At 63.3% G+C, this 22,271-nt stretch carries 17 protein-coding genes; 11 read left to right on the forward strand and 6 right to left on the reverse strand.

Features of this window, described 5'->3' with window-relative positions; translation table 11 throughout:
• Window positions 1-145: 145 nt before the first annotated feature.
• From FX984_RS13530 to FX984_RS13540, 3 genes are all read left to right on the forward strand, one after another.
• Complete coding sequence (locus FX984_RS13530) at window positions 146-958, forward strand: cytochrome C assembly family protein (RefSeq protein WP_065939219.1); 813 nt, start codon at window positions 146-148, stop codon at window positions 956-958.
• Window positions 959-970: 12 nt separating this feature from the next.
• Window positions 971-2,209, forward strand: a complete 1,239-nt coding sequence (locus tag FX984_RS13535; protein ID WP_027605455.1) for a transporter associated domain-containing protein — start codon at window positions 971-973, stop codon at window positions 2,207-2,209.
• 246 nt (window positions 2,210-2,455) lie between these two features.
• On the forward strand, window positions 2,456-3,769 hold the full coding sequence (locus tag FX984_RS13540) for an MFS transporter (protein ID WP_092358350.1): 1,314 nt from the start codon (window positions 2,456-2,458) through the stop codon (window positions 3,767-3,769).
• A 63-nt stretch (window positions 3,770-3,832) separates the two neighbouring features.
• Here FX984_RS13540 and purT read toward each other — a convergent pair whose 3' ends face one another.
• From purT to FX984_RS13565, 5 genes are all read right to left on the reverse strand, one after another.
• Complete coding sequence (gene purT / locus FX984_RS13545; protein ID WP_146477280.1) at window positions 3,833-5,014, reverse strand: formate-dependent phosphoribosylglycinamide formyltransferase; 1,182 nt, start codon at window positions 5,012-5,014, stop codon at window positions 3,833-3,835.
• A gap of 69 nt (window positions 5,015-5,083) precedes the next feature.
• Entirely contained in the window at window positions 5,084-5,551 is a 468-nt protein-coding gene (locus FX984_RS13550) for a VUT family protein (protein WP_146477278.1), read from the reverse strand.
• 164 nt (window positions 5,552-5,715) lie between these two features.
• Entirely contained in the window at window positions 5,716-5,931 is a 216-nt protein-coding gene (locus FX984_RS13555) for a DUF1289 domain-containing protein (protein WP_027605451.1), read from the reverse strand.
• Entirely contained in the window at window positions 5,928-6,452 is a 525-nt protein-coding gene (locus FX984_RS13560; RefSeq protein WP_027605450.1) for a gamma carbonic anhydrase family protein, read from the reverse strand. Before FX984_RS13560 ends, FX984_RS13555 begins: the two co-directional genes overlap by 4 nt.
• Before the next feature lie 35 nt (window positions 6,453-6,487).
• Window positions 6,488-7,090 carry a CoA pyrophosphatase gene (locus FX984_RS13565; protein WP_015885706.1) on the reverse strand — a complete coding sequence of 201 codons (603 nt, stop codon included), beginning with the start codon at window positions 7,088-7,090 and terminating at the stop codon, window positions 6,488-6,490.
• Between the two features lie 146 nt (window positions 7,091-7,236).
• On the opposite strand from FX984_RS13565, the gene FX984_RS13570 reads away from it, so the two are divergent.
• The 7 genes from FX984_RS13570 (at window position 7,237) to nagE (ending at window position 15,740) form a co-directional block, all read left to right on the forward strand.
• Window positions 7,237-7,785, forward strand: a complete 549-nt coding sequence (locus FX984_RS13570; protein ID WP_027605449.1) for an NUDIX hydrolase — start codon at window positions 7,237-7,239, stop codon at window positions 7,783-7,785.
• 37 nt (window positions 7,786-7,822) lie between these two features.
• Window positions 7,823-8,326 (forward strand): L,D-transpeptidase family protein, encoded by a 504-nt coding sequence (locus FX984_RS13575; protein WP_027605448.1) that lies wholly within the window; start codon window positions 7,823-7,825, stop codon window positions 8,324-8,326.
• Window positions 8,327-8,588: 262 nt separating this feature from the next.
• Window positions 8,589-9,347, forward strand: a complete 759-nt coding sequence (locus tag FX984_RS13580; protein WP_146477276.1) for a GntR family transcriptional regulator — start codon at window positions 8,589-8,591, stop codon at window positions 9,345-9,347.
• A gap of 10 nt (window positions 9,348-9,357) precedes the next feature.
• Window positions 9,358-10,464, forward strand: coding sequence for an N-acetylglucosamine-6-phosphate deacetylase (gene nagA / locus FX984_RS13585; RefSeq protein WP_027605446.1), 1,107 nt, complete (start codon window positions 9,358-9,360; stop codon window positions 10,462-10,464).
• Window positions 10,457-11,467 (forward strand): SIS domain-containing protein, encoded by a 1,011-nt coding sequence (locus FX984_RS13590; RefSeq protein WP_043293508.1) that lies wholly within the window; start codon window positions 10,457-10,459, stop codon window positions 11,465-11,467. The genes nagA and FX984_RS13590 overlap by 8 nt, the downstream gene beginning before the upstream one ends.
• 29 nt (window positions 11,468-11,496) lie before the next feature.
• Window positions 11,497-14,007 (forward strand): phosphoenolpyruvate--protein phosphotransferase, encoded by a 2,511-nt coding sequence (ptsP, locus tag FX984_RS13595; protein WP_146477273.1) that lies wholly within the window; start codon window positions 11,497-11,499, stop codon window positions 14,005-14,007.
• Window positions 14,008-14,033: 26 nt separating this feature from the next.
• Window positions 14,034-15,740 carry an N-acetylglucosamine-specific PTS transporter subunit IIBC gene (gene nagE / locus FX984_RS13600; RefSeq protein ID WP_146477271.1) on the forward strand — a complete coding sequence of 569 codons (1,707 nt, stop codon included), beginning with the start codon at window positions 14,034-14,036 and terminating at the stop codon, window positions 15,738-15,740.
• Window positions 15,741-15,867: 127 nt separating this feature from the next.
• On the opposite strand, the gene FX984_RS13605 is transcribed toward nagE, so the two are convergent.
• Complete coding sequence (locus FX984_RS13605) at window positions 15,868-16,131, reverse strand: DUF6124 family protein (protein ID WP_092358342.1); 264 nt, start codon at window positions 16,129-16,131, stop codon at window positions 15,868-15,870.
• A gap of 410 nt (window positions 16,132-16,541) precedes the next feature.
• Between FX984_RS13605 and FX984_RS13610 the strand changes: the two genes are divergently transcribed.
• Window positions 16,542-22,259, forward strand: a complete 5,718-nt coding sequence (locus FX984_RS13610; protein WP_146477268.1) for a membrane-targeted effector domain-containing toxin — start codon at window positions 16,542-16,544, stop codon at window positions 22,257-22,259.
• Window positions 22,260-22,271: the final 12 nt, after the last annotated feature.

Consider the following 22,271-nt stretch of genomic DNA (forward strand, 5'->3'; position numbering starts at 1 on the left):
GCGTTCGGCGAGCCTGCGGCGTGGGCTGGTCGCGGATTATAGCGAAGACTGCGCCCATGCACACCCGCTGTCTGGCCCTGGAGTCTTTCGTGGAGCGCAGGTGTGTGCCAAACTCAGCGCCTTTCGGGCTTGTCTATCAGGATTTATGCTCCCCTTGTCACCCAGTTTGCTACCCAGCCTCGCCGCCGCCATCTTGTATGCCGCTGCGACCCTCTATCAGGGCTCTCGTCTGGCCCAAGGCGCCAAGGCGGACAAACGCCTGCTGGTCGGCCTTGGCGTCCTCGCCCTGCTGGCCCATGCCGCGAGCCTGTTCACCCACCTGATGACGCCGGTTGGCCTGGGCCTGGACTTCTTCAGCGCCGCCAGCCTGATCGCCGCGGCGGTGATTGCGCTGACGCTGATGGCCTGTTATCGGATTCCTGTCGAGAACCTGCTGGTCCTGCTCTTCCCATTGGGCGTACTGACGGTGCTGCTCGCGCAGTTCGCCCCCACCGGCACGGTGCAGGTGATCGATGAAGAGCCAGGCATCCTCGCTCATATCCTGCTGTCGATCCTGGCCTACGGCATGTTCACCATCGCGGTGTTCCAGGCCTTGCTCCTGCTGTTGCAGGACCACCAGCTCAAGCACAAGCACCCTTCCGGACTGATCAAGAACTTCCCGCCGCTGCAAACCATGGAAAGCCTGCTGTTCGGTTTCCTGTGGGCCGGCTGGACGCTGCTGTCGCTGTCGCTGATTTCCGGTTGGCTGTTCGTCGAAAACCTGTTTGCCCAGCACCTGGTGCACAAGACCCTGCTGGCGTGCCTGGCCTGGGTGGTGTTCAGCGTATTGCTGTGGGGCCGCAACCGCCTTGGCTGGCGCGGGCACAAGGCGATTCGCTGGACCCTGGCCGGTTTCTGCCTGCTGATGCTGGCCTATTTCGGCAGCAAGCTGGTTCGCGAATACATCCTGCATATCTGACGGGCAGCCAAAATGGACAACTTGCCCCTGGGGCCGATGCTCGCGGTAATCGCCTTGCTGGTGTTATGGGCGGCGCTGTTTACCGCCATCGAAGCCGCACAACAACACCTGCTGGCCTTGCGCCCCGGTACGCGCCAGGGCGACAAGGCTGCCGCCCGCCTGAGTTTCCCGCGCCACAGCCTGATCCTGTGCAACAGCCTGTGCCGTGCGGCCGTGGTCATCCTCTGCACCCTGCTGGCGATTTATGCCTGGGCACAGAACGGCCCGTGGCTCGGCTGGCTGATCTCCTGCGCCGTCCTGCTGATCCTGGCCGACTACCTGCCCCGCGCCCTGGCAACCCGGCATCCGCAAGCGGTGCTGGGCTTCGGCAACACGCTGCTGGGCGTGCCATTGAAAATCCTCTATCCCGCCGCCTGGCTGCTCAATGGCATCAGCCTGTTGCTGCTGCGCCCGTTTGCCCGCAAGCCCGGCGTGGTGAAAAACAGCGACGAGCCACAGCCCGACCACGACGATGAACCGCAACCCGAGGCCGACGACAGTCGTACCCCTGGCATGCCGGGCATCCACGCCCTGGACAACATCACCGTCAATGACATCCTGGTGCCCCGCAGCGAAGTGGACGGTATCAACCTGGATGACTCGATCGAAGAAATCATCGAGCAACTGCGCACCTCCCCGCGCACTCGCCTGCCGGTGTTCCACAGTGACATCAACCAGGTCGAGGCCGTACTGAACACCCGGCTGATCCAGCATCTGCTGCCGGACGCCAGCCTGACCAAGGAAGCCTTGCTCGAGGCCTCCTACGAACCCTACTTCGTCCCGGAAAGCACGCCCCTGCAACTGCAATTGCTGAACTTCCACAAGCAGCAGCGGCGCCTGGGCATGGTGGTGGATGAATACGGCGAAGTCCTGGGTATCGTCACCCTGGAAGATATTCTCGAAGAAATCGTCGGCGAATTCGAAAACGAGCAAAGTGCGGACAACCCGCATATCGAAGCGCAGCCCGATGGCCGCTATATCATCGACGGCGCCGCGTCGATCCGCGAATTGAACAAGAGCCTGGGCTGGCACCTGCCCAGCGACGGCCCCAAGACCCTCAACGGCCTGGTCACCGAGGCCCTGGAAACCATTCCGGATTGCGCGGTGTGCCTGAAGATCGGCCGCTACCGCCTGGAAATCCTCGAGACCGAGGATAACCGCGTCAGCAAGGTGCTGATCTGGCATACCAGCCACATGCCTGTGGCCGCATGACTTCCTGATAAACCGCAATCCAGTCACTTGTTGTAATTCCAAACCCCTTCCTATAATCCCTGCGGCTTACCCAAGCCCCCGCCCGACCGCGTGCTACCCGCACTCAGCGTGTCCAGGCACCGCTTTACCATGTCCGACCGGTGTTCGCTCCCATCCCGAGCCGCCCCGCGCACAACCCTGATCCAAGGGTGTTCGACCCAATAATAATCCGCGTCCAAACGCGCAATGACCGTCAGGGATACCGCCATGAGCACCACCTATAACGAGGCCGCGACCGCCGCCCCGACCAACTCGACCGCACGTGTCGCCACCGCGAGCATCGTCGGCACCGCCATCGAGTTCTACGACTTCTATATCTATGCCACGGCTGCCGCGCTGGTGATCGGGCCGGTGTTCTTTCCGCAGACTTCCGGTACCGCGCAGATGCTGGCGTCGTTCCTGACCTTCGGTATCGCCTTTATCGCCCGCCCTCTGGGCTCGGCGCTGTTCGGCCACTTCGGCGACCGCATCGGCCGCAAGTCGACCCTGGTGGCCTCGCTGCTGCTGATGGGCGTGTGCACCACGCTGATCGGCCTGCTGCCCGGTTATGACAGCATCGGTGCCTGGGCACCTATCCTGTTGTGTGTGCTGCGCTTCGGCCAAGGCCTGGGGCTAGGCGGGGAATGGGGCGGTGCAGCGTTGCTGGCCACCGAGAACGCACCGAAAGGCAAGCGCGCCTGGTTCGGCATGTTCCCGCAACTGGGCCCATCGATCGGGTTCCTGGCGGCCAACGGCTTGTTCCTGATCCTGGCGATGAGCCTGAATGACGAGCAGTTCCGCAGTTGGGGTTGGCGCATCCCGTTCATCCTCAGCGCAGCCTTGGTGATGGTCGGCCTGTATGCGCGCCTGAAGCTGCATGAAACCCCGGTGTTCGCCAATGCCGTGGCGAAGGAAGCCCCGGTGAAAGTGCCGCTGGTGGAGCTGTTCAGCCAGCATTGGTTGCCGGTCCTGCTGGGCGCCGCGTCGATGGTGGTGTGCTACGCGCTGTTCTACATCACCACGGCCTTTTCCCTGAGCTACGGCGTTTCGACCCTGGGCTACAGCCGCGAGACGTTCCTGGGGTTGCTGTGCTTTGCAGTGCTGTTCATGGGCCTGGCCACACCGTTGGCGGCCTTGGCCAGTGATCGCTACGGGCGCAAACCGGTGCTGATCGTCGGCGCGGTCCTGGCGATTCTGTCGGGCTTCACCATGGAGCCATTGCTGACCCACGGTTCGACCTGGGCCGTAGCGCTGTTTTTGGCCCTGGAGCTGTTCCTGATGGGGGTGACCTTCGCGCCGATGGGTGCGCTGTTGCCGGAATTGTTCCCGACCCGCGTGCGTTATACCGGGGCTTCGGCGGCGTATAACCTGGGTGGGATCGTGGGTGCTTCGGCCGCACCGTTCTTCGCAACCAAGCTGGTGGCGATGGGTGGGCTGAGTTATGTCGGTGGGTATGTGTCGGCGGCGGCGTTGCTCAGCTTGATTGCGGTGCTGTGCCTGAAAGAGACGCGGGATAATGATTTGAACAGGGTTGCCGGATAAACAGCTATCGGGGCAGGCCCCCTCCCACATTCGAGTGTGGGAGGGGGCTTGCTCCCGATGCTTTTAGAGCTCTACCACAACCGCTTGGGAAGCACGGGTCGCCTTGGCACGAGCCGCTTCAATCGACTCATCCCGCGCCAACGCCACGCCCATGCGGCGCTGGCCATTCACTTCCGGCTTGCCAAACAGACGCAACGCCGTGTCCGGCTCACTCAAGGCCGCGCCGAGGTTGGCGAATGCGGTCTGGGTCGACTGCCCTTCCACCAGAATCACCGCCGAAGCCGAAGGCCCGAACTGACGGATCAACGGGATCGGCAGGCCGAGGATGGCGCGCGCATGCAGGGCAAACTGTGACAGGTCCTGGGAAATCAGGGTCACCAGGCCGGTGTCATGGGGGCGCGGCGACACTTCGCTGAACCACACCTGATCGCCTTTGATGAACAGCTCCACGCCAAACAGGCCACGACCGCCCAACGCCTCGGTCACTGCCTTGGCCACGCGCTCGGACTCGGCCAGGGCAACCGGGCTCATGGCTTGCGGCTGCCAGGATTCCTGGTAGTCGCCCTTCTCCTGACGGTGGCCGACCGGCGCGCAGAAGGTGGTGCCGCCGATGTGACGCACGGTCAGCAGGGTGATTTCGTAGTCGAAGTCGATAAAGCCTTCGATGATCACCCGGCCTTTACCGGCACGCCCGCCTTCCTGGGCGTAGTCCCAGGCTTTCTGCACGTCGTCGACGCTGCGCAGCAGGCTCTGGCCCTTGCCCGACGAGCTCATCACCGGCTTGACCACGCAGGGGAAGCCCAGGTCCTGGACGGCCTTGCTGTAGTCTTCGAAGGTGTCGGCGAAGTGGTACGGCGAGGTCGGCAGGTCCAGCTCTTCGGCGGCCAGGCGACGGATGCCCTCACGGTTCATGGTCAGCGACGTGGCGCGGGCGGTCGGGATCACCGTGAAGCCTTCGGCCTCCAGCTCCACCAGGGTGGCGGTGGCGATGGCTTCGATTTCCGGCACGATGAAGTGCGGTTTTTCCGCTTCGATCACCGCACGCAGGGCGGCACCGTCGAGCATGTTGATCACATGGCTGCGATGGGCAACCTGCATGGCCGGCGCGTTGGCGTAGCGATCCACGGCAATCACTTCAACGCCCAGGCGTTGCAGTTCAATCACCACTTCCTTGCCCAGCTCACCGCAGCCACACAGCAAAACGCGGGTCGCGGTTGGCGACAATGGAGTTCCGATTCGGGTCATCTCAGGTCCTCAGGGGAGCGGATCATGGGGAGAAAGGCCGGCATTTTACATGAACTGTAAAAATTGGCCTCAGTTGGCGACGGCCCGCTTGCGGATGCGCCAGGCCATGATCAGCCACACCACCGTGACCCCGGCGAACTTCGACGCCAAGGCAATGCCCACCACGGCAGGGGTGAGCGCACCGATCAGGCCGAAGAAGATAAAGGTATCAAGGGGAATGCTCAGCGCCGAACTTATCCACAGGCGGTCGTGGAGCGGGCGCTTGGTGATGCTGAACACCAGCCAGTCGATGCACTCGGACACCGCGAATGCCGTGGCGCTGGCCAGGGCGATGGAGGGATCGGAGGTGATATACGACAATGCCAGCGCCGCCAGCATGGCGATGATCGCCCCATGGCCGAAGCGGGTCTGCACCATGTCGCGCAGGATAAACACCAGGCCGCCCCAAGCCGACCAGATGACGTCCAGGTGCGGGGCGGTGGAGAAGGCGAAGTTGATCAGCACGACGCTGCTGATGTAGGCGATCAGGAAGAGCATGGGGCGAGGGACCTGTGAACAAGGGGCACAGGGTACTTCACATTTGGAAATATGTCGTCTGGGCGGACCTCATCGGGGGCAAGCCCCCTCCCACACTTAACCGCGTTTAATCTGTAGGAATGCGGTCAAAATGTGGGAGGGGGCTTGCCCCCGATGGCGATCCATCAGGCTCCGGATTTACCAGAAGCCATAAACACCAACCCACCCGCCACCGCCCGCTCATGACACAAACCCAACACCACCCGGCGCTCGGCGTTGTCCATGCGGCTCCAACGCGTAATCTCATCCACGGTGCGCTGGCAGCCGGTGCAGATATCGTCATCATCCAGCGCACAAATACTCACGCAGGGCGAGGCAACAGGTCGTTCAACTGCACTCATTCTTCCTGCTCTGCCAGATCCCGCGCGTAACGCTGGGCATTATGCACATAGTGCGCAGCGCTGGCTTCCAGCATCCGCTTCTGTGCGTCGGTCAATTCACGCACCACTTTGCCCGGCGAGCCCATCACCAGGGAACCATCGGGGATTTCCTTGCCTTCACCGATCAACGAGTTGGCGCCGATGATGCAGTGCTTGCCGATCTTGGCGCCGTTGAGGATCACCGCATTGATACCGATCAGGCTGTAATCGTCGACCGTGCAGCCATGCAGCATGGCGTTATGGCCGATGGTCACGCCAGTGCCCAGGGTCAGCGGGTAGCCCATGTCGGTGTGCATCACGCTGCCGTCCTGCACGTTGCTGTTCTTGCCGATCAGGATCAGCTCGTTGTCGCCACGCAGCACCGCGTTGAACCAGACATTGGCGCCCTCCTCCAGCTTGACCTTGCCCACCAGCGTGGCATTCGGCGCCACCCAGCTGTGCGGATGGGTCTCGACGCGGGCATCGCCCAGACGGTATTTCATGCTGTTCCCTCACGGCTGGCCGTTCAAACGACGGCTTAGGTATTGATGAAGCTCTTGGGCGGCTGGTGCAGGCTGATCTGGGCGTCGTCATAAAGCAGGTTGATCAACTCGACGATCATGATTGCCGTCAGGCCCCAGATCTTGTATTCGCCGAAGCGATAACTGGGCACGTACCAACTGCGGCCCTGGTAATCGATGCGGTGGGTATGTTCGCGCGGGTCCTGTCGGAAAAAATCCAAAGGCACGCTGAAGACGGCGGCAATCTCGGCATCGTTGGCCAGGTATTCGACGTAGTCGGGGATCACCCCCACATAGGGCGTGACCCGGATGCCGTGCAGGGAGATCAACGGACTCAGCGGGCCGATGACCTCCACCAGGCCGGGGGGCAGGCCGATTTCTTCTTCGGCTTCACGCAGGGCGGTGAAGATCAGGTCCGGGTCTTCGGGGTCGCGGCGCCCGCCGGGAAAGGCCACTTCGCCACCATGGGTCGACAGGCCGCTGGCGCGCAGGGTCAGGATCAGCTCAGGTTCGTCACTGCGGGTAATCGGCACCAGCACCGCGGCCTCGGGGAAACGCCCGTCGGTTTCCAGCGTGTGGGGGGTGTGATTGCTTACCCGGCGAAGTAGCTCGTCCAGCATGAGTCATCTCGGTCTGTTGGCTACCTTGCATCATGCACCAAAGCCGCCGGGCGCCCAACCCCAAAACCCGGAGCATGTCGCTAAACGACAACTTGCAGGGCCCTGCCAGCCAAGCCAAGATAGACGCACTTTCCAGGAACCCCAGCATGAATTTCTGCAGCCAGTGCGGTAAACCGGTTACCCAGCGCATTCCCGAAGGCGACGCCCGCCTGCGTTTCGTGTGTGATCACTGCTCGACCATTCACTATCAGAACCCCAATATCGTCGCCGGCACCCTGCCGGTATGGGGCGATAAAGTGCTGCTGTGCCGCCGCGCCATCGAGCCGCGCCTGGGTTACTGGACCCTGCCCGCAGGCTTCATGGAGAACGGCGAGACCGTGGAACAGGCCGCCATGCGCGAAACCCTGGAAGAGGCCTGCGCCCGGGTGCGCAACCTGAGCCTCTACACCCTGATCGATGTGCCGCACATCAGCCAGGTGCATATCTTCTACCGCGCCGAACTGGTCGACCTGGACTTCGCCGCAGGCCCCGAAAGCCTCGAAGTGCAGCTGTTCGACGAGGCGGACATCCCTTGGTCCGAGCTGGCTTTCCGCACGGTCGGGCGTACCCTAGAATACTTTTTCGCTGACCGCCGCCAGCAGTCGTTCCCGGTGCGCAGCGAAGCCGTGCCACCTCTTTCCAAGCCCGCCCAATAACCATTCGGCAGCTCGTCGCCACAGGGATACCGTTTTAATGCGTTGGTTGCTTGCTCTGATCTGCCTGTCGTTCGCCACGCTTTCGCCGGCCTCTACCGTGGAAACCCTGGGCGGCAAGACGGTCGAAAAAGTCCTGGTGCTCAAGTCCGCCCACCAATTGCAGTTGATCAACGACGGCAAGCCCCTCAAGACCTATCGGATTTCCCTGGGCAAGAACCCCAAGGGCCACAAGCTGATCGAGGGCGACCGCCGCACGCCGGAAGGCCTGTACTGGATCGACTGGCGCAAGACCAGCGACCGCTACTACCTGTCCATGCACATCTCCTACCCGAATATCAGCGATGCCGCCCGCGCCCGCCGCGAAGGGGTGAAGCCCGGCAGCATGATCATGATCCACGGCACGCCCGACACCGAAGAGTACCCGGAGCAGTGGTTCCACACCCTGGACTGGACCGACGGCTGCATCGGCATGCGCAACGTCGACATGCGCGAAGTCTGGAACCTGGTCAAGGACGGCACGCTGATCGAGATCCGCCCGTAAATCTTCGACCGTTCGTAATTTAATTAAAAATATTTCCCTCCCCCTCCCACGCCTGCCGGTGAATACCAGTTCACCGCGCAGGCTGCGCATTTCTGCGCGCGATAAAGACCTCTCTAATACCACTTGATACCAGGCACCATTAAGGCGCCCTGAAACCGGTACTTGCACCGTTTTAGCGGCATTGACATGGTATTTAAGTGGTATTAGCTTCCGGCCAATACCGGGCGACAACACTCCAATAACCGCATCGGAAACTTCATAGATGAACCCCATCCTGACGCTGCGTCCCGACGACAAGCAATCCACGCCGCTGTACCTGCAATTGGCCCGCAACCTCGAAGCGGCGATCCATGCCGGCCAGTGGAAATCCGAACAGGCCCTGCCCTCGGAGCGCGCCCTCAGCGAACAGCTGAGCATTTCGCGGGTCACCGCCCGTAAAGCGTTGGAAGTGTTATTCGCCCAAGGCCTGATCCGCCGCAGCCAGGGCTCCGGCACCTTTATCACGCCACGCCTGGAACAGCCGCTGTCGCGCTTGTCGGGGTTCAGCGAGATGTTGCGCCTCAAGGGCTTTGTGCCCAGCTCCCAATGGCTCGAGCGCGAGATCACCCCGCCGACCCACGAAGAACTGATCCGCCTGTGCCTGTCGCCGACCGACAAGGTGGCGCGTCTCAAACGCCTGCGTAAGGCCGATGACACCGTGATGGCCATCGAGATGACCGCCATGCCCGCCTCGGTACTGCCGCAGCCGCAAGCCATCGGCCATTCGCTGTACGAATACCTGGAAGGCATCGGCAAACCTATCGTTCGCGCCCTGCAACACATCCAGGCGATCAACGCCTCGAACGAATTCGCCCGGCTGGTGGGTATCGCCCCCGGCACCGCCATGCTGCTGATGACCCGGGTCGGCTACACCGCCGACAACACGCCGATCGAAATCACCGACACCTACTGCCGCAACGACTACTACGACTTTGTCGCAGAGCTTCGCCGTTATGACTTTGCCGCCGAGTTGCGGCCTTAGAGAACTGCCCATGTCCGAAGACAATATCCTCACGCCCCACGGCTGGATGCGCGGCCGCCTGGTGCACCAGCACGGCAAGGTCATCGCCATCGAGGGCGAACCTTGCGACCCGGCTGAAAACGACTTGCCCTACCTGCTGCCGGGTTTTATCGACCTGCACGTCCACGGCGGCGGCGGTAAAGACATCATGGAAGGCGCCGACGCGTTCGAGACCATCACCCGCACCCATGTGCGTTTTGGTACGACGTCGCTGTTGGCCACCACCATGACCGCGCCGGTGGACGAAATCTCCAGCGTGCTCGGCCAACTCGGGCGCTTCTGCGAGCAGCGTCCTACGGGCAGCGCCCGGGTACTCGGCGTGCACCTGGAAGGCCCCTACATCAACCCGGGAAAACTCGGCGCGCAGCCCAACTTCGCCCACACCGCCTTGATGGCCGAAGTCGAAGCCTACCTGCGCCTGGCGCCGATCCGGGTGATCACCATCGCCCCGGAAATCGCCGGCCACGACGCCCTGATCCGCGCCCTCAGCGAACGCGGCGTGCGCATGCAGATCGGCCACACCCTGGGCAGCTATGAAGAAGGCGTCGCCGCCCTCGCCGCCGGCGCCACCAGCTTCACCCATTTGTACAACGCCATGAGCCCGTTGCATCACCGCGAACCCGGCATCGTCGGCGCGGCACTGGCCCACGCCAAGTACGCCGAGCTGATCCCGGACCTGCTCCACGTGCACCCCGGCGCCATGCGCGTGGCCCTGCGCGCGATCCCGTGCCTGTACTGCGTCACCGACTCCACCGCCGCCGCCGGCATGCCCGACGGCGAGTACAAGCTGGGCAGCCACACCGTGACCAAATGCCTGGGCGGCGTGCGCCTGGCCGACGGCACCCTGGCCGGCAGCACCCTGACCATGGATCAGGCGCTGCGCAACCTGGTGAAGATCGGCCTGCCCATCAGCGAAGCCTCACAACGTCTGTCGCAATTTCCGGCGGACTACCTGGGCCTGGAACAACGCGGTCGCCTGCAACCCGGCAGCTTTGCCGACTGCGTGCGCCTGGACCGCTCCCTGCACCTCACCGACGTCATGGTCGAAGGAGAAACCATTGTCTTCAAAAATGCTTGAAGAGGCCTTGGCCTCCGGTGACGCCGTCGCGGCGCAACTGCAACGCCTGGGCCCACGGCTGGAAGAAGTCGCCGGCCGCCTGCGCCGCCAGCCGCCGCAAGTGGCGATGACCATTGCGCGGGGCAGCTCGGACCACGCCGCCAGCTACTTCGCCTACCTGGCCATGCAGCATGTCGGCATCCCGGTGGCGTCGTTGCCGATGTCGGTGGTGACCTTGTTGCAAGCACCCATGAAAGTCAGCGGCCAGGTAGCGTTCGGTTTCTCCCAGTCGGGGCAGAGCCCGGACCTGGTCAACAGCCTGCGCCTGTTGCGCAAGCGTGGCGCCTTGAGCATCTCGCTGGTCAACGCCGAAGACTCGCCGCTGGAAGCCGCCTGCGAATTCCATGTGCCCCTGTGCGCCGGGCCGGAACTCAGCGTGGCCGCGACCAAGAGCTTTATCGCCACCCTCAGCGCCAGCGCGCTGTTGATCGGCCACTGGAACCAGGAGCCCGACTTGCTGCAAGCCTGCCAGGCCCTGCCCGAAGGCCTGCGTGAAGCCGCCAGGCAGGACTGGACCCACGCAATCGAGGCGCTGCGCGGCTGCCAGCAACTCATGGTGATCGGCCGGGGCGCCGGTTTTGCCATCGCCCAGGAAGCGGCGCTCAAGCTCAAGGAAACCTCGGCGATCCAGGCCGAAGCCTTCAGCAGCGCCGAGGTGCGCCACGGGCCGATGGCCTTGATCGGCGCGGACTACCCGCTGCTGGTCTTCGCACCACGGGGTGCCGAGCAAGCCGGCCTGTTGAGCCTGGCCGCCGATATGCGCCAACGCGGTGCCCGCGTGCTGCTCGCAGCACCGGACGATATCGCCGAACGCGACCTGACCCTGAGCCGCGCCGAACACCCGAGCCTGGACCCGATCCTGGCGATCCAGAGTTTCTATGTCATGGCGGCCGGCCTGTCCGTCGCCCGAGGCCTGGACCCGGACCAGCCGCGCCACCTGAGCAAAGTTACCCGCACTCACTGAGTCGCGCTTTCCTGATGAGTACCGTGCCCATGCCCAACAACAATAATGAACTGACCCTCAACGCCCCCCTCAGCGGGCCGTTACTGGCCCTGGGCAACGTGCCTGACGACGTGTTCGCCAGCGGCGCCCTGGGCGACGGCATGGCTATCGACCCGCTCAACGATTGCCTGCATGCGCCGTGCGATGGTGTGGTCATCCATGTCGCCCGCACCGGCCACGCCTTGACGATACGCGCCGACAACGGCGCCGAAGTGTTGCTGCACATCGGCATCGACACGGTCGAATTGAACGGCGAAGGGTTTGCCCTGCTGGTCAAGAACGGCGCCCGGGTCAGCAATGGCCAGGCGCTGGTGCGCTTTGACCTGGACCGTATCGCCCGCCAGTGCAAAAGCCTGGTCAGCCTGATCATCCTCACCAATGGCGAACACTTTGAACTGCGCCCGCTGGCCGCGAAAACCGTCAGGCTGGGCGACCCCCTGGTGCAGGTTGTGCCGCGTGCGAACGCAGCGCAGCAAGCGGCGGTGGATAACGCCGTCGCCGAAGCCAGCGCCAGCGTGCGCGTGACTCACCGTGGCGGCCTGCACGCGCGGCCGGCGGCGTTGATCCGCAAGACCGCCCAGGGTTTCAGCAGCCAGGCGCAGGTGCACTTCGGCGCCAGGTCGGCCGCCTGCGACAGCCTGATTGGCCTGATGGGGCTGGGCATTGGCGAAGGCGACGAGGTGCGCGTGAGCTGTCGCGGCAAGGACGCCGAGGCCGCGCTGCAGGCGCTGGTCGCGGCCTTGTCCGCCGCCGTCAAGGCAGAACACCACGCACCGGTCGTCGCCATGCCGCGCCGGGCAACGACGGAAGTTGATGTGTTGCAGGGCGTGTGCGCGGCACCGGGCCTGGTCTGCGGGCCGTTGTTTCGGCTGGCCGGTATCGAGTTGCCGTCGGACCCCGGCCATCACGTCACTGACGAACAACTGCAACGCCTGGACGCAGCCCTGGAGCAGGTGCGCGGTGAAATCCGCAGCACCCTGGACCAGGCGCGCCAACGCAAGGCCGTCGAAGAAGAAGAGATCTTCGCCGCCCACCTGGCCCTGCTCGAAGACCCCGCCCTGCTGGAAGCCGCCGCCGACGCCATCGAACACGGCAGCGCCGCGACCCACGCCTGGCGCGATGCGATCCAGGCGCAGTGCGCGGTATTGCTGGCCCTGGGCAAGCCGCTGTTCGCCGAACGCGCCAACGACCTGCGCGACCTGCAGCAACGGGTCCTGCGCGCACTGTTGGGTGAAGCCTGGCATTTCGAATTGCCTGCGGGAGCGATTGTCAGCGCCCATGAACTGACTCCTTCGGATTTGCTGCACCTGAGTGCGCAACAGGCTGCCGGGATCTGCATGGCCGAAGGCGGCGCCACGTCCCATGTCGCCATCCTGGCACGGGGCAAAGGCTTGCCATGTGTCGTCGCGTTGGGCGCTGAGGTACTCGATGTGCCGCACGGCCAGCGCGTGGTGCTCGACGCCGGCAACGGCCGCCTGGAACTGGCCCCCAGCGAGGCGCGTCATGCCGAAGTCCACCGGATCCGCGACGCGCAGACACTGCGTCGTCGGCAGCAACAGGCCCAGGCCCAACAACCGGCGCAAACCCGCGATGGCGTGAACATCGAAGTGGCCGCCAATGTCGCCTCCAGCGCCGAGGCCCAGGTGGCCTTTGAAAACGGCGCCGACGGCGTCGGCCTGCTGCGCACCGAGTTCCTCTTCGTCGACCGCCGCACCGCGCCAGATGAACAGGAACAATGCCACGCTTATCAAGCCGTGCTGGACGCCATGGGCGACAAGTCGGTGATCATCCGCACCATCGATGTCGGTGGCGACAAGCAGCTCGACTACCTGCCGCTGCCCGCCGAAGCCAACCCGGTGTTGGGCCTGCGCGGCATCCGCATGGCCCAGGTACGTCCAGAACTGCTCGACCAGCAACTGCGGGCGCTGCTGCAAGTCTCCCCGTTGGCGCGCTGCCGCATCCTGCTGCCGATGGTCAGCGAAGTCGACGAACTGCTGCAGATTCGCCAGCGCCTGGATGAGTTGAGTGCAGAGCTGGAACTGAGCCAACGCCCCGAGCTGGGGGTGATGATCGAAGTGCCCGCTGCGGCGCTGATGGCCGAACAATTGGCCGAGCACGCGGACTTCCTGTCCATCGGCACCAACGACCTGTCCCAGTACACCCTGGCCATGGACCGCGACCATGCGGGCCTCGCCGCGCGTGTCGATGCCCTGCACCCGGCGCTGTTGCGGCTGATCGCCCAGACCTGCGCCGGCGCGGCGAAACACGGACGTTGGGTCGGCGTGTGCGGCGCCCTGGCGTCCGACCCGTTGGCCACGCCGGTGTTGATCGGCCTGGGAGTCAGCGAACTGTCGGTGAGCCCGCCGCAGATCGCAGAAATCAAGGACCGCGTCCGTCACCTGGACGCGGCGCAATGCCGGCAACTGAGCCTTGGCCTGCTTGACCTGAGCAGCGCCAGGGCGGTTCGCCAAGCCTGTCAACACCACTGGCCGCTGAGCTGACAACAACAAGAAAAAGGAGACCCGCCATGCACCAATTACTCATCGAAGGCCTGCAACGCCTGGGCCGCGCGCTGATGCTGCCCATCGCCATCCTGCCGATTGCCGGCCTGCTGCTGCGATTGGGTGACACCGACCTGTTGAACATCGCGGTGATGCACGACGCCGGGCAGGCGATTTTCGCCAACCTGGCACTGATCTTCGCCATCGGCATCGCCGTGGGCTTTGCCCGTGACAATAACGGCACGGCGGGACTGGCCGGGGCGATTGGTTACCTGGTGATGATCTCCACCCTCAAGGTGATGGACAGCAGCATCAACATGGGCATGCTCGCCGGTATCGCCAGCGGCCTGATGGCCGGTGCGCTGTATAACCGCTTCAAGGACATCAAGCTGCCGGAATACCTGGCGTTCTTCGGCGGGCGGCGGTTTGTGCCGATTGTCACCGGGTTCTCGGCCGTTGCATTGGGAGTGATCTTTGGCCTGATCTGGCCGCCGATCCAGCACGGTATCAACAGCTTCGGCGTATTGCTGATGGAGAGCGGCAGCTTCGGCGCGTTCGTATTTGGCGTGTTCAACCGCCTGCTGATCGTCACCGGTTTGCACCATATCCTCAACAATATGGCGTGGTTTGTGTTCGGTACCTTCACCGACCCCGTCACCGGTGCCGTCGTCACCGGCGACCTGACCCGCTATTTTGCCGGCGACCCCAAAGGCGGCCAGTTCATGACCGGCATGTTCCCGGTGATGCTGTTCGGCCTGCCCGCCGCCTGCCTGGCGATGTACCGCAACGCCCTGCCGGAGCGGCGCAAGGTGATGGGCGGGATTTTCCTGTCGATGGCCCTGACGTCGTTCCTCACCGGGGTGACCGAGCCGATCGAATTCGCCTTCATGTTCCTCGCGCCGTTCCTGTACCTGATCCATGCACTGCTCACCGGCCTGTCGATGGCGGTGACCAATCTGCTGAATATCCACCTGGGCTTTACCTTCTCCGGTGGGTTTATCGACATGGTGCTGGGCTGGGGCAAATCCACCAATGGCTGGCTGGTAGTCCCGGTGGGCCTGGCATACGCGGCGATCTACTACAGCGTGTTCAGCTACTGCATCCGCCGCTTCAACCTGAAGACCCCGGGCCGTGAGGATATCCAGGTGGCACAGGCTGAAGCGATGACTGATAACCAGCGCGCCACGGCTTATATCCGGGCCTTGGGCGGTGCGGCCAATTTGCTCAGTGTGGGCGCCTGCACCACGCGCCTGCGGTTGGACATGGTCGACCGCAACAAGGCCATGGATGCCGAGTTGAAAGCCCTGGGCGCCATGGCCGTGGTTCGCCCCGGCAATGGCGGCAGTTTGCAGGTGGTGGTCGGGCCGCTGGCGGACAGCATTGCCGATGAGATTCGGTTGGCGATGCCAGGGTTTGCGGCCCTCGCTCCCGTAATGCCTGCGCCTGTGGATAAGCCGGCTGCGGTGAATGTGCAGGAAGCCGAACAATGGCTGGCCGCACTGGGCGGTCGAGGCAATGTGCGCCAGCTGGAAGCGGTGGCGATGACCCGGCTGCGAGTGGAGTTGGGCGATGATTCGGTGGTGTCCGAAGCGCAACTGACGGCGTTGGGTTGCCAGGGTGTGAGCCAGCTGGATAGCGGGGTCTGGCACCTAGTGATGGGTGACCAGGCGTCGGGGTTGGGAGAAGCATTGGAGCGCTTGGTTGGTGGTCGTGAGGTAGGCGCCGGGGTATAGAACTGCGGTGACAGTACTGGCCAATCGCGAGCAAGCCCGCTCCCACATTTTGATCGTATTGCCAAGTCGGGCACCGATCAAAATGTGGGAGCGGGCTTGCTCGCGAATGGGCCTCATCGGCGCCGCATTACTGCTGCGCAGGCACCTCGGATAAATCCAGCACTCGATCCACCATCAACTGGATCCCCTCCACCATCCGATGAATCCCCAGCACCGCATCACGCTGCGAGCCGTCGATATCAAACGCCAGATGGGCCGCCAGCGCCTGCACGGACGCCAGGTCCTGGGATGCATTGGCAAGCAAGGTTTCGCTGTTCAGATGGGGAAGTACGGTGAAGAGTTGGTCGGTGGGTTGAGAGGCGGATGGGGGATTTTGACTGTCTTTGATCATGGTAAACCTCTGGTGTGAAGTAAGCGCTACCAGCATCACTTGCAGTTGATGGGTGGCAGCTGTGTGCAGGCCTGCAAGACCGAGAATCACCAGTAAATCTCGGTAGACCCGAAGGTCTCCCGCACACAGCCACCATAGGATGACCATGAAAAAGCGCCGCAATTATAAAGGCGCTTGTGACTAACTGGTGAGGTTTCGGCGGGCTTGCAGTCCCGGTCGCTGAATAAGCAGCGACTGGCGAAGGTTAGTGAGGTGAGTTCCTAGGGACAACCTGAAAGGGTTGTAGGAAACATGCAGGTCGCAGTCGGGTAGATTCATTCCCACCAATCAAAAAACTACTTATCTACCTCCCTGCCAATGGCCCGCCTGCGCATGCTCAAGGTTCTTACCCCCGCATGGAGAGCGTACCTGTGAGCACAACATCCCAGACCTTTGAAGGTATCAAAGGCCACCTCAATCAGATCGGGCACCACCTGCTCCAGATCGAAAAGCCGCTGGTGCCCGAACACACACCGTCTACCGAACTGGCCTACCTGGAAAAAACCAACGGCATCCTGAAGCGTTACCGCCAGCAGTTCCTGGCCAAGAGCCGCGCGCTCTATCAGGACATCACCCAGGGCGATCTGCTCACTCGAGTCGAAGCACTCAAGTCCAGCTTGAATACCTATCTGCTGGCACTCGATCGCAACGAGCAAATCGACGGCAAGCCGCGCAAATCCTTCATGACCTTTGAAGCCGGCTACACCGCCCTGGCCAATGAAACGGCGGTCAGTACCCAGGACCGCCTGCTGCATCCGCAGCAACAGGCCATGCTTGCGCGTGTACCGCTGGGCGCCACGTTGCGCCCAGGCCTGTATGCGCTGAGCTTTCGTTACCAGGAGCGGACGGTGGAGCTGGCCGGCGCCTTTGTGCTGACTGAAACGTCCCGCCCCGTGGTCACCGACCTGAGCGCTGTGCCGGTAGGGGAAGTGATGCTGTTCACGCCTTCGCGCGGGATCGAGGCATTCGGCTCGCTGACACAACTCAATACGCACGTGCTCCAGGGCCTGGAGGATGCCGGGCAGCGACGCGACTTCATGGCACTGTTGCCCGTGCGTTATCGCGATGTGACGCCCGGTGCCATCTGGCCGCTGCAACTGACGCCGATCACCGACAAACCGCTGTTCGAACACACCTACAACGCCCTGCTCGACAAGCGCACCGAGGACATCGAGCGCGCCTTGAGCCTGGTAGACAATCCGGCCCACGAGGCCGCTGTGCTGATCGACGCCCTGGACCAGGCCATCGCGGCGGCCTTGCCGGACTTAGAAGCACGTCTGCAATGGCGCAGCCGACGCCTGCTGGAGCGTCACCTGCGCCACAGCGCACCGGACTGGTATCGCAGCGCCAGCGAACCGCGGCGGGCCGCGCTCGCCGCTCACCTGGCGAGCTATAACGCGGCGCGCCAGGATCTGCTCGACGTGCTGGGCCCGGTCGCTACCCCTGAGGCCCTGGCCCGCTATCGACTGCTTGAACGCTTGAGCGATGAGCTGGACATCCACGACCTGGCGCCGGAACACCTGCTGGTCAACACCCGGCGCTACGTCGACCCCATCGGTGAATACGAACACGACCGCAATCTGGTTGACCTGGCCCTGCGCGGGCTGCAGGCCGGTGATGCCGAGCCGGGTTCGGACTTCCTGAACAAAACCACGCTGACCTACCACGAGGCACCGCTGCCGCCGGCCTATCAGGACCTGACCCCCGCCTGGCTGGCACAGGTATTGACCACCCTGCAGCCGCGTATCGAGTTCGGTGAGTTGCAACAGCAGATGCATGCCAAGCCTGCGCTCAGCCGCGCGATCGAACAGATGCTCGACCAGCGGATCAACGCGCTGGCCTATACCGCCATGCTCCAGGGTCATCTCAGTGAAGAGGACTTTCAGTTGGTGCAGAATCTGCGCCAGGGCACCGACGCGCGCCTGAGCGCCGCCACCCTGTCACTGCATGCGGCCCAGTTGCAGGACATATGGGTATTGCGCCAAACCGACGCCAGCGGCACGGTCACCCGCCTGCTGCTGTGCACGCCCGAGGCACCACGGGAGCAGCAATTCCAGGCCTTCGACACTGAGCTTGCGTGCCAGCAGCACATCCTCGGCTGGAGCCTGGACAACGGTGAAAAACATCCGCCTGGCACCCTGACCGACTACCTGATCAAGCGGGTCGCCCTGCGTTTTCGCGCAGCGATGAAGCGGGTGTTGAGCGGCTTGAGCTTCAAGGTTCAAGACCGCGAGTACCAAGAGATCAGCTTTGGCAACGTCGGCAGCCATGCCGACTGCCTCAAGGCCATGTCCGCCCATGTGCTGGCGAGCCGCGTCGACGACTACGAGTTCAGCACCCCGAACTGGTACCGCTCCACCCACGCCGACAACCGCCGCAAGCTGTTGAAACTGGCCGAGGACAGCGAAGGCGCGTTGCTCACCTACCAGGACTTTCCGCTGTCTGACGCGCAGTTTCCCAGCTTCGCCGACTACCTGCATGAACAGGCAAAAAAACGCCTGAACCTGCTGCTGGGACGGCCTCAGAACGATGTCGACCCCGACACCGTCTGGGCATTTTCACCGCCGGCGCTGCTCGGTTCATTGACCCCGCCGCCCCTGACCTACACCCAGCTGTACCGCGACGGTTATGCCGACGGTGTGGGGTTCCTCGACGAGAAGTTCTCCCGCGCCGCCCAATTCAAAGGCCCCAAGGGGATTGACCTGAGCGCGTTGACCGCGGAAAAAGTCGCCCGCTCAGTCACCGGCACCTGGGTCGGCGCGCGCTACATCAGCGAGGTGCGGACCCGATTGCTGAATGTCGGCAGCGCGGACTATGACCTGCGGCGCAATGCAACGCTGAGCATCACCCAGCGCCAGATGCAGAACGCCGCCCTGGAGTGCCGGCTCGAGGGCCACATCGCCGGGGTCGATTGGACCTGGCTGGAACGCAGTATCGCCAGCATGGATGAAACGGCCACCGACACACGCGGCACCTACGCCATTCATCGCCTGCTGATCAATGGCGAATGGGTGATGGGCACTTTCCTCTTCAGCCATGCTGATTTTCCGACGCTGCTCTACACCCCCAACGCACCGGATGGCATCAGCTTTCGCGAGGCCAGGCAGTTCAACTACCTGTTGAAAAAGGTGCCCGGCATGGTCGCCTATTTCACCCTGCGGGTCGGCGCCCAATCCCAGGCCAACGTGCGCACCTTTCTGGAGACCGCCAAGGCGCAGTTGCCCGAGGACCTGAACAAAACCGACACCAGCCCGGCACGCTATGACGCAACCCGCGCCCAGCCGCCCCTGCTGGATCTGCGTCGGGCGCTGTACGACATGAAGCTGCAGCGCAGGATCGACGACGTTGAAGGCACCACGGCCAATCGCACCCAGATGATCACGGGCATCCTCTGGACCTGCGTGGAATGGGTCACCGCCATTGCTACCGCACCGTTTCCCATCGTCAGCCTGAGCCTGGGCATGCTGCTGGCGTTCAAGGACGGCATGCTGGCCCTGAACGCCTATCAACAAGGCGACACGAGCGCCGCCGTGGCACACCTGATCGGTTATGTACTGAACAGCGCCGGCGCGGCATTCACCGACCTGCGTCCGGCATTGGTTTCCCTTAAACAGCTGGCAACACCGGCCCTGCGCGAGGCCGCCCAGAGCGCCACCGCGGCCAGCGAGGCCCTGAAACTGGTGCATCCCCTGCAACCCCCGGCACTGGCGCCGGCAGACATGCAGGCGGTGTTGTTCGATGGCGAGTTGCTTTGGGCGAAGAACACCCCGGACCCGATCGGACGTTATTTGTTGTACCGACTCGATCCGCCTACCGGCAAACTGATCTCCACGACTCGCGTGGCCGCGCCCGATGCACAAGGCGTCTGGCGCCGCACCGGCGTCACCGGTGGCGCGCCCAAGTATGAAAAATTGCCCGACACACCGGAGCCGCTCAAGCCTTATGAGATGCCGGCAAAGTACGCCAACAAACTGGAACTGGTGCTCGACCCGGATGTGCGCACCGGGATACTGCTGCGGTCGGAGTGGGATTTCGGCTCGCAAGACGTGATCCTGGGAAGCGCCGCCATTGAACTCAAATCCCTTCGCACCGCTTACCTGCAACAGGCCGAACGCCTGGCCACCGACGCCCAGGACTTTTTCAAGACCCTTGACCCGTTGCCGGCCCGCGCCGAGCTTCCGGCCCTGGACGCCAGCACGTCGTTTGCACAACTGATCGCCAGCGATGCCTTCAGCGGTAACAAGAACCTGGTCATTGGCGCGGTGCCCGGCTCCATTGCCAGTAAACAGCTGCTGGTCACACACATGGACGCGTTGATCAGCAAGGGTTTCAAACACCTTTATATCGAGTACCTGCCCGGTGATGTGTTTCGTCCAAAACTGGAGAAGCTCAACAGCGGAAAATCCTGGCAGCACATCGAGCGGCACCTGAAGACCGTCGACAAAGCCTTTGGCTTGGCCGACAACGCCGAGTACTCCTACGTCGCCCTGGTACGCAAGGCTCAGGAAAAGGGCGTGAAGATCAAGGCCCTGGATGCCTCAACCTCGTACTTGCTGGACGACGCCCTGCAAATGGGCGACACCCCACCGACGACGCCACGCGGCAACAGCATCAGAAACTATTACTCCCACAAAGCCATTCAGGCCGATGCCCTCGACGAGCAGGATGAACGCTGGGTGGCCCTGGTGGATCATTCCCGGCTGCGTACTTTCGAGCAAACGCCTGGCCTGGCGGACCTGCAGGACGCGGTCGCACTGCGCGTGGTGGATGTGGGTACGGACCAACCCGTGGGCGTGTGGATCGACACCCCCTTGGCGGGTGAAGCGCTGGCCAGAGGCGATTACCAATTGGCCATGCGCACCCCGTACAAAGCCCCCGAACCGGCAGCATCGCCCAGTACTGCGCCTGCGGCCGCCGCGCATTACAGCGAGTACGACATTGCCGTCCCGCTCCGGGATAGCATCGTCCGACAGACCAGCACACGGCATGGCCTGGACACGCGCTACTTCCCGCAGAATCCGGAGCATCAGGAAGCCTTCAGGGCGTTTGTGGATACCCGCGCGCGCCTGAGTGCGGATGCCGACACGTACCTGGCCAGCCACGTGCCGCCAGCCCGGCCCGAGCCATCCGTCCTGGGCCTGCCGAACACCCCCGAGGCATTGCTGGAGAAAATCCGTCACAGCGAGTTTTCGGGGCTGGTGATCGGTGAAGGGCATAACGCGCAATCGAGCAAACGCTTGCTGCGCGACTACCTGGGAACCCTCAAGGATCTGGAGTTCAAGACGCTGTACGTGGAGCATCTGCTGACCGATATGCACCAGCACGAGCTGGATTTATTTGTGCAGACACAACGGCTGCCGGACAACCTCAAGCGCTACCTCACCCAGCTGGATCGGGGCCATATGCCGGGCTACAAAGGCAGCGATACCTACACCGAAGTGATCCAGATCGCGGCAAGGCACGGCATGCGCATTCGCGCCCTGGACTGCACCGCCAGTTACCACATCAAGGGGTTGGGGGACGCGGATGTCTCACGCAACCAGCTGTTCAGTTACTTCGCCTCCAAGGTCATCGACGCCGACCAGGCCGCACACGGGCCCCACAAGTGGGTGGCCTTCGTGGGCAGCGCGCACACCAACACCCACCTGAGCGTGCCTGGCCTCGCGGAACTCCAGGGCGCGGTCAGCCTGCATGTGCGGGACACCGCCCCGGCCCTGGCCCGGAACATTCGAGCGGGGGCCTGGGAGACCGTTTCCGAAGGCATCAGCCCTTACACCAGGGCCTTGCGCAGCGACTTGATCCTCGACGCCGGGGTTGCCGGCACCAAAGCCCCGGCGCCCTTCGTAGCGGTGGACAGGACACGCCTGAGCCGGCCCGGCCTGTTCCTGATCGAACGCCCGTCGCCCTCGCAGAACATCCTGCTGCATCGTTCGCGCACCGGGGAAATCGTGTCGACGCCGATCAAGGTCGACCACAATGGCCTGTTTTATGTCGACCGCTGGGAGCCGATGCAGGGCAAGCGGTTCAGCTACGAAAACATGTTGATCAGTGCATTGAAGGCAGAAGTCGGGTTGACCCCCGCGCCCTGAGCCATTGAGGCT

Source organism: Pseudomonas marginalis (assembly GCF_008692035.1).
In the GTDB taxonomy this organism is placed as follows: domain Bacteria; phylum Pseudomonadota; class Gammaproteobacteria; order Pseudomonadales; family Pseudomonadaceae; genus Aquipseudomonas; species Aquipseudomonas marginalis.

Excerpts from the sequence above, each read along its gene's own strand:
- FX984_RS13530 (WP_065939219.1), top strand. The coding sequence starts at position 146 with ATGCTCCCCTTGTCACCCAGTTTGCTACCCAGCCTCGCCGCCGCCATC.
- FX984_RS13535 (WP_027605455.1), top strand. The coding sequence starts at position 971 with ATGGACAACTTGCCCCTGGGGCCGATGCTCGCGGTAATCGCCTTGCTG.
- FX984_RS13540 (WP_092358350.1), top strand. The coding sequence starts at position 2,456 with ATGAGCACCACCTATAACGAGGCCGCGACCGCCGCCCCGACCAACTCG.
- purT (WP_146477280.1), bottom strand. The coding sequence starts at position 5,014 with ATGACCCGAATCGGAACTCCATTGTCGCCAACCGCGACCCGCGTTTTG.
- FX984_RS13550 (WP_146477278.1), bottom strand. The coding sequence starts at position 5,551 with ATGCTCTTCCTGATCGCCTACATCAGCAGCGTCGTGCTGATCAACTTC.
- FX984_RS13555 (WP_027605451.1), bottom strand. The coding sequence starts at position 5,931 with ATGAGTGCAGTTGAACGACCTGTTGCCTCGCCCTGCGTGAGTATTTGT.
- FX984_RS13560 (WP_027605450.1), bottom strand. The coding sequence starts at position 6,452 with ATGAAATACCGTCTGGGCGATGCCCGCGTCGAGACCCATCCGCACAGC.
- FX984_RS13565 (WP_015885706.1), bottom strand. The coding sequence starts at position 7,090 with ATGCTGGACGAGCTACTTCGCCGGGTAAGCAATCACACCCCCCACACG.
- FX984_RS13570 (WP_027605449.1), top strand. The coding sequence starts at position 7,237 with ATGAATTTCTGCAGCCAGTGCGGTAAACCGGTTACCCAGCGCATTCCC.
- FX984_RS13575 (WP_027605448.1), top strand. The coding sequence starts at position 7,823 with ATGCGTTGGTTGCTTGCTCTGATCTGCCTGTCGTTCGCCACGCTTTCG.
- FX984_RS13580 (WP_146477276.1), top strand. The coding sequence starts at position 8,589 with ATGAACCCCATCCTGACGCTGCGTCCCGACGACAAGCAATCCACGCCG.
- nagA (WP_027605446.1), top strand. The coding sequence starts at position 9,358 with ATGTCCGAAGACAATATCCTCACGCCCCACGGCTGGATGCGCGGCCGC.
- FX984_RS13590 (WP_043293508.1), top strand. The coding sequence starts at position 10,457 with ATGCTTGAAGAGGCCTTGGCCTCCGGTGACGCCGTCGCGGCGCAACTG.
- ptsP (WP_146477273.1), top strand. The coding sequence starts at position 11,497 with ATGCCCAACAACAATAATGAACTGACCCTCAACGCCCCCCTCAGCGGG.
- nagE (WP_146477271.1), top strand. The coding sequence starts at position 14,034 with ATGCACCAATTACTCATCGAAGGCCTGCAACGCCTGGGCCGCGCGCTG.
- FX984_RS13605 (WP_092358342.1), bottom strand. The coding sequence starts at position 16,131 with ATGATCAAAGACAGTCAAAATCCCCCATCCGCCTCTCAACCCACCGAC.